This is a genomic window from uncultured Anaerococcus sp. (assembly GCF_963510575.1).
GTDB lineage: Bacteria > Bacillota > Clostridia > Tissierellales > Peptoniphilaceae > Anaerococcus.
Genome location: NZ_CAUPFR010000041.1, coordinates 1 through 12,880, shown reverse-complemented (window position 1 = coordinate 12,880; position 12,880 = coordinate 1). Strand labels below are relative to the sequence as shown.

12 protein-coding genes and 1 pseudogene are annotated in these 12,880 nt (G+C 37.8%); all 13 read right to left on the bottom strand.

The features are described 5' to 3' along the window. The coding region (locus RQ907_RS04455; RefSeq protein WP_311492188.1) for an MFS transporter at positions 1–579 on the bottom strand (579 nt) is incomplete at its 3' end. An 8-nt stretch (positions 580–587) separates the two neighbouring features. Beyond that, positions 588–1,970, bottom strand: coding sequence for a glycoside-pentoside-hexuronide (GPH):cation symporter (locus RQ907_RS04450; protein ID WP_311492187.1), 1,383 nt, complete (start codon positions 1,968–1,970; stop codon positions 588–590). A gap of 23 nt (positions 1,971–1,993) precedes the next feature. After that, the gene (locus tag RQ907_RS04445) at positions 1,994–3,082 is read right to left on the bottom strand and encodes a Gfo/Idh/MocA family oxidoreductase (RefSeq protein ID WP_311492186.1); all 1,089 of its coding nucleotides are present in this window, start codon (positions 3,080–3,082) and stop codon (positions 1,994–1,996) included. Next, positions 3,082–3,936: a sugar phosphate isomerase/epimerase gene (locus RQ907_RS04440; RefSeq protein ID WP_106461476.1), complete on the bottom strand. Its 855-nt coding sequence runs from the start codon at positions 3,934–3,936 to the stop codon at positions 3,082–3,084. Before RQ907_RS04440 ends, RQ907_RS04445 begins: the two co-directional genes overlap by 1 nt. Continuing rightward, complete coding sequence (locus RQ907_RS04435) at positions 3,929–4,954, bottom strand: Gfo/Idh/MocA family protein (protein WP_297689757.1); 1,026 nt, start codon at positions 4,952–4,954, stop codon at positions 3,929–3,931. The genes RQ907_RS04440 and RQ907_RS04435 overlap by 8 nt, the downstream gene beginning before the upstream one ends. A 4-nt stretch (positions 4,955–4,958) precedes the next feature. Further along, the gene (locus RQ907_RS04430; RefSeq protein WP_297689758.1) at positions 4,959–6,128 is read right to left on the bottom strand and encodes a Gfo/Idh/MocA family protein; all 1,170 of its coding nucleotides are present in this window, start codon (positions 6,126–6,128) and stop codon (positions 4,959–4,961) included. A 201-nt stretch (positions 6,129–6,329) separates the two neighbouring features. Next, positions 6,330–7,355: pseudogene (locus RQ907_RS04425) on the bottom strand (PfkB family carbohydrate kinase). Further along, a complete protein-coding gene (locus tag RQ907_RS04420; RefSeq protein ID WP_311492185.1) occupies positions 7,355–7,981 on the bottom strand; it encodes a bifunctional 2-keto-4-hydroxyglutarate aldolase/2-keto-3-deoxy-6-phosphogluconate aldolase in 627 nt (208 codons plus the stop codon). The pseudogene RQ907_RS04425 and the gene RQ907_RS04420 overlap by 1 nt, the downstream one beginning before the upstream one ends. 58 nt (positions 7,982–8,039) lie before the next feature. After that, positions 8,040–9,452: a glucuronate isomerase gene (uxaC, locus tag RQ907_RS04415; RefSeq protein WP_311492184.1), complete on the bottom strand. Its 1,413-nt coding sequence runs from the start codon at positions 9,450–9,452 to the stop codon at positions 8,040–8,042. 95 nt (positions 9,453–9,547) lie between these two features. Beyond that, complete coding sequence (locus tag RQ907_RS04410) at positions 9,548–10,849, bottom strand: TRAP transporter large permease (RefSeq protein WP_311492183.1); 1,302 nt, start codon at positions 10,847–10,849, stop codon at positions 9,548–9,550. Further along, a complete protein-coding gene (locus RQ907_RS04405) occupies positions 10,849–11,415 on the bottom strand; it encodes a TRAP transporter small permease (protein WP_311492182.1) in 567 nt (188 codons plus the stop codon). The genes RQ907_RS04410 and RQ907_RS04405 overlap by 1 nt, the downstream gene beginning before the upstream one ends. Further along, positions 11,416–12,438 (bottom strand): TRAP transporter substrate-binding protein, encoded by a 1,023-nt coding sequence (locus RQ907_RS04400; protein ID WP_311492181.1) that lies wholly within the window; start codon positions 12,436–12,438, stop codon positions 11,416–11,418. It lies immediately after the preceding gene. Between the two features lie 155 nt (positions 12,439–12,593). Then, on the bottom strand, positions 12,594–12,880 hold a 287-nt coding region (locus tag RQ907_RS04395; protein WP_311492180.1), incomplete at its 5' end, for a mannonate dehydratase.

Below are 12,880 nucleotides of genomic sequence, written 5' to 3'. Positions count from 1 at the left end.
TGGGAACCTATCTGCAAGGAGCATGTCTGGTTGGCCTGCTACTTTTTTATAGATTAGGTAAGGTGTTACAAAGCCTATTATAAGACCAGCTATTGTTGCACCAAGGGTCCTGAAGGTTGAAAGTTCTGTTCTTTGGTCAGCATCTGGAGTGATGGCTGATGCCATTGAACCATAAGGAATATTGATAAAGGTGTAGCAGAATGAACCCCATAATAGGTAGGTTGCATACATTACTATTAATTTTGTGCCATAAGGGAGGTCTTTTAGTCCTGATTGGAAGAGCAAGAAGCCTGCTACCGCTACTGGTATGGCTCCCCACTTGATAAATGGTCTAAATTTACCGTCCTTATTTCCAGTAAATCTATCAACAATAGTTCCCATGCCTACGTCTGTGAAGGCATCTACTATTCTTGCAACTACGAAAAGTGTACCAACTGTTTTTGGTTCTATGCCCCATACGTCTGTATAAAATAACATAAGAAAGGATGATACTAAGGTGAAGGTAAAGTTATTACCGATATCACCGGCTGCATAGCCTATCTTATCCTTAATGCCAAAAGGCTTATTTATGTTTTGCATGATATCTCCTATTTATTTAATCTCTTATTGTGTAAGAATTCAGCGTTTTCATATACCTTATCTCTATTAAGTGGGTAAATAACAAGGTAAACGATGGCTGCTAATAAAATTGTTACTGCAGGTAAGAGGGTTGATATATTATAAATCCCTGCTGTTACCTGAGGATCAAATTTAGTTTCTGGGCTGTAATTTATCATGGTCAATAAAAATCCAGTTAGACCTGAGGCTGCTGCCTGGCCAAGTTTTCTTGAAAATGAAAATGCTCCATAGATAGCCCCATCATCTCTCCTGCTCTTAGAAACTTCTAGATCATCGATTACATCTATAATCATTGCCCAAGAAGTGATACCTTGGAAGGTTATTCCTATTTGGTAAAGAATTACAAGGAAGACGAATACTTTTACATCTTCTAGTTGTAAAAAGTATGCTGCAAAAAAGCTTGCTGCTGATAAAAGTAGACCAAATACTGTTACTTCTTTTTTACCAAACTTTGCTGAAAGTTTTGGTACAATTGTAGCCATGATAAGGGTTATTACCATCTGGGTTGTACCTACAAAACTCATTGCCTTTACATTTCTAAAGTAGTTTGGATATAAGTATGAATTCATTCCACCTACTGCCATTACTGCTAGGAGGTAGAAAAGTGATGCTAGGATTAGACCTATAAGGGCCCTTGATGAGAACATCACCTTGAAAGTGCCTATGAAGGAGAATTTCTCATTACTTTTTGGAATTTTTACCCTTTCTGTTGTAAGCTTAAAGCAGAAAATATAGGCAATTATTCCTAAGATTGAACAAGCTAGGGCAAAGTAGGCCATCTTTGTGCCTGATAAAACTTCATGACCAGCTTGGTCTTGGTAATAAACAAACATTGGTCCAACAACTGCTATGATGAAGTTACCTAGTTGACTACCAATTGTCCTCCATGTTGATAGGTGGGTCCTGTGGTCTGGGTTTTCAGATATGGCTGATGCCATTGATCCGTAAGGAATATTAATTGCTGTATAGGTAATTGATCCCCAAAGTATATAGGTTCCATACATCCAGGCTAGCTTAAAGCCCATTGACATATATTTAAAATATGATGGATATAGCATAAAGCTTGCTAGGGCAACTGGACCTGCTATTCTTTTAATCCATGGAAGGAATTTTCCGTCTTTGGTTGGTGGAGTTCTATCTACTATTTGTCCCATACCTATGTCGGTAAAGGCATCTACTACCTTGGCTACTAACATCATTAGTCCTACAGCAGCTGGGCTAACGCCCATAACGTCTGTGTAGAATTTCATGAAAAATACTGATGCTAGGGCAAAGGAGAAGCAATTGCCCAAATCACCAAACATGTAGCCTAATTTGTCTTTCATGCCAAATGGCTTAATATTTTTTTCCATAATTTCTCTCTTAATAATATTTTTTATAAATTTGCTTCAATTACGATAGCTTGATCTTGGCATTGTAGGCAAAGCTCTTGGGCCTTGAATATATGCTCTTGGGTCATGGCATTTTCTGTGCCATTTAGAGAATCTAGGATCATTTCCCCGAAAAATGGGAAGCCTACTTTGCCATTGGCTCTTATGTGCTCTTCACCATTTTCATCTACTACAAATACATGGTCACCTGTGGCTTCTTCGCCTACATTTGTGTATTTTCTAACTTCTATATAGCCTTTTGTGCCTGTAATGAAGGTCCTGCCATCTCCCCAAGTTGATAGGCCTTTTGGGCTAAACCAGTGGACCTTGTAGAAGAAGGTCGCTCCATTTTCACCTACTAGAGTGGCATCGCCGTAATCTTCTAGCTCTGGTGTATCAGGATTGGCATAATTTGCTACCTTGGCTGAGATAACCTTTGCATCTTCGTTGCCAGTGTAATATAAAAATTGTTCGATTTGGTGGCTTCCTATGTCTGCTAGGATTCCTCCGTACTCTTCTTTTTTGAAAAACCAATCTGGACGGCTTTCCTTATTTAGGCTGTGTGGGCCAAAGCCTGTTACTTGGAGGACTTTTCCAATCCTTCCTTCTTTGATTAATTCTCCTGCAAGGATTGCTCCTTCTACGTGGAGTCTTTCTGAGAAGTAGACAAAGTATCTCTTGCCTGTTTCTTCATATACTTTTTTAGTTTCTGCTAGTTGGTCTAGGCTTGTAAAACCTGTCTTGTCTGTGAAATAATCCTTGCCTGCCCTCATGACTTTATTACCTAGGGCACTCCTTAGATTTGGGATGGCCGCTGCTGCTACCATATTTATCTCTGGGTCTTCTAGGATTATATCAAGTGAGTCAACTGGCTTAGCTTCTGGAAATTTTTCTCTAAATTCTTCGATTTTTTTAGGGTCTTTGTCATAGACATAAACTATATTTGCTCCAGCTTCTTTAAGGCCATTGCACATGCCATAAATGTGGCCATGGTCTAAGGCAGCTACTGCTACCTTAAACTTGCCATCTTCTACAACCCTATTGGCCTTGCCAACTGGGGCGTAGTTCATGCCGTCTTTTTTATTTACTGCCATTAGAATAGGTCTCCATAGCCATTTGCTACTAACCAATCATAAGAGATTTTTAGTTCATTAAATGGATCTCTGCCATAGGATGAGTCTTGTTCTACAAGTAAGTATCTACAACCTGATGCTATGGCTTGGTCTGCACATTCTTTTAGTGGAAGTGATCCTTGGCCTAGTGGAGCAAATCTTACCCTGTTGTCAAAGGCAAGTCTGAAGGCTTCCATATCTGTCCTTAATAAGTCTACATCTTCCATGGTTAGTGGCATTACTTCGTAGTCTTTTAGGTGGACTAGTTCTACCTTACCTGCGTATTTCTTTAGGATATTTACAGGATTTTCTCCACCTCTTTGTACCCAGTGAACATCTAACTCAAAGCCTAGCTCTGGAGCATTTTCTGCTATGATATCTAGGAGGTATTTGCCGTCATATCTTACAAATTCTACGTGGTGGTTGTGGTAGTAAAGCTTGATTCCTTCTTCTTTTAATTTAAGGGCAAAATCATTGGCTTTTTTAGCAAATTCTATTGCCTTTTCTAGGCTTGCCATCTTATCAAATGGAAGCATGCCTATTCTTAGTAGGTCTGTGCCTACTGCTTTACAATCTGCTACGATTTTGTCAAAGTCTGTATCTAACGATTCTTGGCCAGGAAACATTGACTCTACTGCTGCTGACATTGAAGCTACTTCCATGTCAAAGTCCTTGCAGGCTCTTATGATTTGGTCAATATTTTCCTTGCTTGTTTCAACTTGAGATACTTCTACTGATTTGTAGCCGATTTCATTAAGTTTTTTGAAGGTTTCGTAAGGTCCAATTTCCTTGAATGCATCAACTACTGTTGACGCTTGTACTCCGATTTTAGTCATTTACTATGTCCTCTTTCTTTATTTCCTTGCCAGTTTCTGATGAATCCATCATCGCTTGGATGATTTGCATGGTTTCCATAGCATCAGCTAGGTCGCAATAATCATCTGTGTCATTTATGATTGCCTCATAAAATTTGTTGATTAGCTTTTCATGACCTGCCCCGTAGTAGTCCTTGGTTTGGTCTGATTTATCATCTTCTGCTAGCAGATTTAAGTTTCTGTCAAATAGTCTGTTTTCTTTGATAGTGTATTTTTGCTTTTGTGATATTACTTGAAGCTCTATTGAATCTGTAATTGAGTAGGCGTTTGTTGCTATAAATAAGCCGTTTACTCCGTCTTCATATTTGATAAAGGCACTTGCTGTATCTTCTACTTCGATTTCTTTATTCATAAGCTTACTTAGGGTGGCTGTTAGGCTTTTCCAATCCTTGCCTGTCACATAGGCCATGAGGTCTAGGGTGTGGATGGCTTGGTTGATTATTACTCCAGCTCCAGCTTCTTTTTTTGTACCTCTCCATGGGGCCTGCTTGTAATAAGCCATGTCTCTAAACCAGGTGACTAAGCCTTTTACTGCAAATACTTCTTCCTTGTTTTTTTCAAGTTCTTCTTTTAGTTTTACCACTGTGTTGTTGTAGCGGTTTTGAAAGCAGATACCAAGTTTTTGCTTGCCCTTGTATTTCATATAGTGATCATAGAGGTCTTTTGTTTCTTTATAGCCAATATCTACCGGCTTTTCGCAAAATACGTGAAGGCCTTTATCTAGGGCATATTTAGAAACCTGCGCGTGGAGATAGTGAGGAAGGCAGATGTGAACTACATCCAAATCTTCCTTATCTATCATTTCCTTATAATCGCTATAGATTGGTGTGATGTCACAATGAGTGGCATCACACTTTTTTTTGGCAAGGTCTGTATCTATATCACAAACCGCTGCAAGTCTTGCGTGTGGCGATTGATTTATTGAGTGTAGGTGGATGGGAGATACTGTCCCTAGTCCAATTACTCCAACTTTTAGCATAGTCTTACTTTCTTTCTTCGAATTTTCCTTCTTCTCTAATTTTTTCGTTTAAAAGCTCTAGGTACTTATCATCGTCAAAGTCTTTTACGCTTACAGGCTCGCCTAACCAGCTTGATAGGTGAACTGCATTTGCTAGTCTTACGCCGTTGATTCCTTCTGCTCCATTTGCTAGAAGCTCTTCACCGTCTAGGATGTGAGCCGCAAAGTTTTTCATTACTTCACAGTGTTGGCCGCCCCAAACTGAGTTTTCTTCGATTACTTCTACATCATAGAGGTCATCAAATTTCATTTGACCTGCAAAGAGCATTCTTACATCTTCTAAAGTCATTCTTGCGTTTAGGTCGTTTTCTGTTTCTTTTAGTCTGTAAATTGTTGCCTTTTTAGAGTCATCTACTACGATTTTTCCGCCGTCACATACGATTTCTAGTCTGTCTGTGCCGATGATTTCGTTGGTGTTTGTTACAAATACGCCTGTTCTTCCATCATCATATTCCATTATGAAGTGTACTTGGTCATCTACTACTATGTCTCTTTGGTAGCCGTAGTGTACGCTTGAGTATACCCTGTCTGGTGCACCTGTCATCCATTGGATTAGGTCTAATTGGTGTGGTGCTTGGTTTACAAGGACTCCACCACCTTCGCCGCCCCAGGTTGCTCTCCATTCAGATTGTTTGTAATAAGCATCTGGTCTCCACCAGGTTGTGATGATCCAGTTTGTTCTTCTGATTGGGCCTAGTTCTCCAGAATCTAGAATTTCCTTTAATTTTCTGTAAAGTGGGTTTGTTCTTTGGTTGAAAAATAGAGCATAAGCCTTGTCAGATTTCTTAGCTACTTCATTTAGCTCTTTTACTTGTTTGGTATAGACGCCTGCTGGTTTTTCATTTAGTACGTTTACCCCATGCTCTAGGCCATAGATTGCCATTTCTGGGTGAAGATAGTGAGGTACGCAGGTTACGATTCCTTCTACAAGTCCTGAGTCTATCATTTCCCTATAGTCTTCAAACATTGCTGCTTCTGGGAAAAGCTCCTTAGCTTTTTCAAGTTTTTCTTTGTCTATATCACATACTGCTGTTACTTCTACATTTGGTACCATATCTTTTGAGATGAAGTTACCATACATTGAACCTTCTGTACCAAAACCAATTATTCCGAATTTTAATTTTCTATCTGCCATTTATATCTCCTTTTCCTCTTTTATTAATGATAAGTAATATATGCCAATCGTTTTTATCTTACGAAAGCGTTTGCCAATATTTTGTAAAGATAGGGAGGGGACTGCCCTCCCTAAGGTTGCCTATTATCTGATAAAATCCAAATCTTATCTTTTTTAGATTTTATCTTATTCCGAGGGAAAATCCCTCATTTCCTTTTTATCTTATCTTTGAACTCTTCCTGATGTGTCTCCGCCTACAAGTACTTCTACTTCTTCTCTAGACATGTGGTTGTAGTCGCCTTTGATTGTGTGTTTTAGAGCTGATGCTTCTACACCAAAGTCAAGGGCATCTGCTGGAGATTTGCCATCTAGTAGGCCTGTGATTAGTCCTGCTGCAAAGCTGTCGCCGCCGCCTACTCTGTCTACGATTCTTACATCGTATTGTGGAGCTTGGTGGAAGTCTTTGCCATCATAGATTAGGGCTGACCAGCCGTTATCAGATGCTGAGTAAGATTCTCTTAAGCTTGATGCGATCATTTCAAAGCCGAATTCTTCTTTCATTTGTTTGAAGATTTCGTGATATGCTTCTACATCTAGCTTACCGCTTGTTACATCTAGTCCCTTTGGTGTAAAGCCTAGTGATAGGGATGCGTCTTCTTCGTTTCCTATACATACGTCTACATATTGCATTAAATCTCTCATTACCTTTTGAGCTTCTTCTGGTGTCCATAGTTTAGCCCTGTAGTTAAGGTCGATTGATACCTTTGCACCTGCAGCCTTAGCAGCCTTCATTGCTTCTTTTGTGATTTCTGCACCTTATTTTGAAATTGCTGGTGTGATTCCTGATGTGTGGAACCATTTAGCATCTTTAAAGATTTCCTTAAAGTCAAATTCGCTTGCCTTTGCTTCAGCTATTGCAGAGTTGCTTCTGTCATAGATTACCTTTGATGGTCTTGATGAAGCACCTGTTTCTGAGTAGTAGATACCAACTCTGTCCCCGCCTCTTACGATGTAGTTTGTGTTTACGCCGTATCTTCTGAGGGAATTTACTGCTGCTTGTCCGATTTCATGGGTTGGAAGTTTTGTTACAAAGTATGCATCAAAACCATAGTTTGCTAGTGAAACTGCTACGTTTGCTTCTCCACCACCATAGATAGCATCAAAGCTATTTGCTTGTACAAATCTCTCATATCCTGGTGTTGAAAGTCTTAGCATTATCTCGCCAAGTGTTACTACTTTTTTACTCATTATTTTCTTACCTCCGCAATTTTTTCTAAATATTCTCTTGATTTTTGTGCTATTTCTTCTCTGCTGCCCTTAACTAGGTTTGATCCTGCTCCTACTGCTACTACGCCTGCATCAAACCAGTCTTTGATGTTTTCAAGGCTTACACCACCTGTTGGCATGATTTGGAAATGTGGGTATGGGCCGTGGATTGCTTTTACATATGATGGTCCTGGAAGGGAACCTGGGAATAGTTTGATGATGTCTACTCCGTATTTGTATGCTTCAAGCATTTCTGCTGGTGTTACGCAGCCTGGCATGTAAGGGATGTTGTAAATGTTGCACATTTTTGCAACCTCTTTGTCAAATGATGGAGAAACTATAAATTTAGCTCCGTTCATTATAGCAAGTCTGGCTGTTGTTGGGTCTAAAACTGTTCCTGCACCAAGTAAGGTATCTTCTGGAAGTTCCTTTTGAATTCTTTGAAATACTTCTATAGCGTTTGGAATTGTAAATGTTACTTCAAGTGTATTAATACCACCATCTATAAGACCTTTACAAAATTCGATTGCTTGGTCAGCTGATTCTGCCCTTACAACGGGCACTATACCTAGTTCTAAGACTCTTGAAATTATTTGAATTTTACTCATATAAACTCCTTTTTTAATTATTATAAATATTTTTCGCCTTTAAGCTTATCAATAAATCTTACAAGTCTATTTTAATAAATTTAATGGCATTGTTATAGCAAATATCTTCTATCATCTTGCCTAAAAATTCTTCGTCAGCTGGATATTCACCACGTTCTACAATGCCTCCTACAAAATCACATAGGATACGTCTGAAGTATTCGTGTCTTGGATAGGATAGGAAAGACCTTGAATCTGTTAGCATACCTACAAAGTTAGCAAAAACTCCAACTGAAGAAAATACCTTCATTTGTTCAATCATTCCTTCTTTGTGATCTAAGTGCCACCAAGCTGTGCCGAGTTGAACATCTTGCAAGCCTGTATTGTTGGCCCTATTGAAAGATCCACCTACTGTGGCTATTGGGTAGTTATCCTTTGGATTTAATGGGAAAACTAAAAGTCTTGGAAGACCGTCATTTTCTTCAAAAGCCGAAAGTAAATTTGCATAATTTTCTGCATAGGCTAGATCGTTTTGTGCGTCTCCACCCACATCTGCCCCAAGCTTATCAAAGAGGACTTTAGAATTATTTCTGATAACACCTACGTGGATTTCCATTGCCCAATCAAGTTTTTTGTATTCTTTTGCTAGAAAAATTGCCATTTCTGTCTTGTATTTTTCCTCGCATTCAGGGCAAACACTTTTGCCTGATAATTTCTTTTTAACTATATCGTTTAATTCTTCTTCGCTTGCTCTCTTGTAAGGTATAAAGGCAAAGGCTTGGTCAGAAGCCATACATCCTAGTTCTTTGAAATATTCCATCCTCTTTACTAGAGCTTTTTTAATATCAGTATAATTTTTTATTTCAATTCCAGATGCATCTGATAATTTCCTGATATAGTCAGCAAAGCCTTCTTTTTCGATATAGAGTGCATTATCTGGTCTGTAGGCAGGTATTACCTTTACTTTAAAACTATCATCTGCTGCTAATAGTTTGTGGTATTTTAGCTCTTCTGCTGGGTCATTTGTTGTACAAACTGCAGCAACCTTGCTCATCTCGATTAAGCCTCTTGGTCTGTACTCATCTTTAGCAAGTAATTCGTTACACTTATCAAAAACTTCTCTTGCATTTTCCTTATTAAGCGGATAGTCTATACCAAAGTAATTTTTAAGTTCAAGATGAGTCCAATGGTAGATTGGATTGCCTATTAGTTTTGGCATGATTTCTGCATATTTTTCAAATTTCGCAAAATCATCTGCATGTCCAGTGATGTATTTTTCATCAATTCCATTTGCCCTCATCACCCTCCATTTGTAATGGTCTCCACCAAGCCAAGCATAAGTTATTGAAGGAAGGTTTTTATTTTCATAAATTTCCTTTGCCTCAAGGTGGCAGTGGAAGTCAAAAATAGGCATGTTTTTTGCGTATTTGTGGTAAAGATTTTGACCAAATTCATTTTGAATCATAAAATTGTCATCTAAAAATTTTTTCAAAGTATCCTCCTTAATGATAACAAAATCTATAAATTTTCTTCTTTACATCTATAAGTACTTTTAGCAAGGATTTATGAACCCTTGCTAAAATTTTTCTAGATTAAGCCTGCTGCCTGAGGTAGGCCTAAAGATATGGCAGGTACATATGTTACTAATAATAAGCCTAACAAAATAAGGGCATAGTACCTTAGCATATATGGCATTACCTTAGCTAGGGTAGTGTCACCTATTTTAATTGCAACGAACAAAGTATTTCCTACTGGTGGTGTAATGTTTCCTATACATAGGTTGTAAACAATTATTAGACCAAATTGTACTGGGTGAATACCAAATTCTTGAACAATAGGTAAGAATAATGGTGTAAATATTAAGATAGCTGGAGTAACGTCCATAAAAGTTCCAGATATTAATAAGATTACGTTCATAATCAATAATATGATTACTGGGTTTTTTGTAATTGATAACAAGCTATTGCCAATCATTTGTGGAATACCTGTAAAGGCCATTACCCAAGATAAGATATTTGATACACCTATCAAGAATACAACTATTGCGCTCATTTTTGCTGATTCTACTAAAATATTTATTATTTTTTTGAAGTTTAAATTCTTATATAAAAGTCCAAGTATAAGCGAATATACTACAGATATTGCAGAACCTTCAGTTGCTGTAAATACTCCTGCTACAATACCACCGATTACGACTACAATTAATCCTAGAGATGGTAGGGCTGCAAGTGTTGCTTTTGCGAGATTTGACCAAGAGAACTTACCTTCGGTTCCCTTATAGCCTTTTTTCTTAGCCACGGCTACAGCTACTATTGTGCAAGCTAAAGCCCAAATTAATCCAGGTATATATCCTGCTAAGAATAAAGCCGCTACAGAAGTACCACCTGATACTAGGGAGTAAGTTATAAGAGCGTTTGATGGCGGGATTAGGAGTCCTGCTGGAGCTGATGCTCCGTTTGTGGCTGCTGATAAGCCATGGTCATAACCTAATTCTTCTTCTCCAGATTTAACCATAGACCCAACTGCAGCTGCGGCTGCTGATGCTGAACCTGATATTGCACCAAAAAGTGCGTTAGCTCCTACATTTGTTACCAAAAGTGCTCCTGGTAACTTACCTAAAATCGCCATTACAAAGTCAACTAATCTCTTTGCTATACCACCTTCATTCATGAAGTTGCCTGCTAGGATAAAAAATGGAATGGCTGTGAGAGTAAAGGAGCTCATACCTACGAAGGTTCTTTGAGCTGCTGTTAAAACTGCTACGTGTAAAGGTACGGTTGACATTATTGTCACTATTGATGCTATACCTATTGAAAACGCAATAGGTACTCCTATTATCAACAATGACGCTAAAACTATTAATATTACTGCTAGTGCTTGTCCACCCATTATTTACCTCCCATATTTAGGTCTTCGTTTTCATATTTTGAAACTTCGCTGGCATCATTAGCCATTCTTTCAGAAATTTCTGAAGCTGATTTAGCTTGGAAAAACTCAACCTTACCGTCTAAAATATCTTTAATATTTAATATACAAAATATCATATTTATGATTCCTGATATTGGTAGAGGTATATAGAATATTCCAACAGCTACACCAAGTGATGATGTTAGCTGGTTTAAAGCTAGGTTTGTAATCCTATAACCACCATAGGTTAATACGATTAATGAAAATAGGAATATCATTATTTCGGAAAATATACTAGCATTTTTTTGTGTTTTTACTGACTTAGTATCAATCAATACAGGTATATTCATGTGGCCTCTTTCACTAACAATGAGGCTTGCTCCGAAAAGTGTTGACCAAGCAAATAAATAGGATACTAACTCTTCAGACCATGTTGAAGGATTTGAAAGGATATATCTGGTAAATACTTGCCAAACAACAAATACTAGCATAGTTAAAAGCGTACCAGCTGTTAAGATTTTCATTAAATTTTCAAGGGCTTTTCTCATTTATTTGGCCTCCTTAGCTGGATATTTTTTATTGTATTCTTGGATTTTTTCATAAATTGGTTTTAATTTTTCATTTCTCGATAAAACTTCTTGTGTTAGTGGTGCTACTGCATCTACAAAAGGTTTTTGATCAGGATAGTAAAAATGTACTCCCATTTTTTCTGCACCTTTTTTGGCATTTTCTACGGCCTTTGTCCATTCTTCTCTTTGAACCTTGTTTAAAATTTTAAAACCTTCGTCAAATACTGCCCTGTCTTCTCCAAGACTTTCAAGCCATTCATAGTTAGCAAGAACTATATCTGGTATCATTTGGTGCATATCATAAGAATAGTATTTACAAACTTCACCGTGTCCATTATCTGTTAAACTCATTTCATTATTTTCTGCACCGTCAATTATATTTGATTGAAGGGCTGTATATACTTCACCAAAACCCATTGGAGATGCTGAACCACCCAAAAGTTCCATCATTCTAACATTTGTAGGTGATTGTTGTACTCTTATTTTAAGTCCCTTTAGGTCTTCTGGTTTTTCTACAGGTTTTTTTATAGTATAGAATGAACGGCTACCAGCATCAAGCCAGGTTACTGCTTCAAGTCCACCCTCTCTAGTAGAAGTGAAAATAGGATCTGTTATAGACTTATCATCCATAACTGCATGGTAGGCATCACTTGAAGCGAACAAATATGGTAGGTTAAAGATTTCATAGAAATCATCAAAAGTTTCAAGAATTGAGTTACTTGCTACAACCATATTTATAGCTCCAGTTTGGGTTAACTGAACCATGTCTGTTTGCGAACCTAATAATTCTGATGGGAATACCTGCACATCGTACTTATCTCCCAAATTATCTTCAATATATTTTTCAAAAGCCAACAATCCCTTGTGAGTAGGGTGATTTTGAGATTGGTTGTGACCAACCCTTATAATTGTTTTTCCTGCATTAGGTCCACTATTCCCACATGATGCAAATAAACATACAGCAAAAAGACCCAGGATAATTTTACTTAATTTTTTAATCATAATTCCTCTATTCTGGCATATTAGGCAAAAACCCGCCTATAAAAAGCCAATTTTATTAATCGTAAATAATAATTTATAAGATAGGTGGCAATTATCATCCACTGATATTTTTACCTGGACCTGGCTTAAAAGAAAGGCCAGGTCCAAGTTAATTTCTACTTTTTATTTGCTTTATCTATCGCTTCCCAAAGTCCATTCAAGTAAGCAACACCTAGAGCCCTATCGTAAAGACCGTAACCCGCTCTACCTTCTTCGCCCCAAATCATTCTGCCATGATCTGGTCTTAGGTATCCATCAAAACCAGCATCGTATAAGGCTTTCATGATTGCATACATGTCTAGAGACCCACATTTAGATAGGTGGGCTGATTCATAAAATTGTTTTTCACCAGTAAATTTGATATTTCTTGCATGTATAGCCCCAACTTTTCCCCTCTTAGTGA

Coding starts and splice junctions, on each gene's coding strand:
- RQ907_RS04405 (WP_311492182.1), bottom strand. CDS start 11,415: ATGAGAAAAGCCCTTGAAAATTTAATGAAAATCTTAACAGCTGGTACG.
- RQ907_RS04400 (WP_311492181.1), bottom strand. CDS start 12,438: ATGATTAAAAAATTAAGTAAAATTATCCTGGGTCTTTTTGCTGTATGT.
- RQ907_RS04435 (WP_297689757.1), bottom strand. CDS start 4,954: ATGCTAAAAGTTGGAGTAATTGGACTAGGGACAGTATCTCCCATCCAC.
- RQ907_RS04450 (WP_311492187.1), bottom strand. CDS start 1,970: ATGGAAAAAAATATTAAGCCATTTGGCATGAAAGACAAATTAGGCTAC.
- RQ907_RS04420 (WP_311492185.1), bottom strand. CDS start 7,981: ATGAGTAAAATTCAAATAATTTCAAGAGTCTTAGAACTAGGTATAGTG.
- RQ907_RS04440 (WP_106461476.1), bottom strand. CDS start 3,936: ATGACTAAAATCGGAGTACAAGCGTCAACAGTAGTTGATGCATTCAAG.
- RQ907_RS04430 (WP_297689758.1), bottom strand. CDS start 6,128: ATGGCAGATAGAAAATTAAAATTCGGAATAATTGGTTTTGGTACAGAA.
- RQ907_RS04410 (WP_311492183.1), bottom strand. CDS start 10,849: ATGGGTGGACAAGCACTAGCAGTAATATTAATAGTTTTAGCGTCATTG.
- RQ907_RS04445 (WP_311492186.1), bottom strand. CDS start 3,082: ATGGCAGTAAATAAAAAAGACGGCATGAACTACGCCCCAGTTGGCAAG.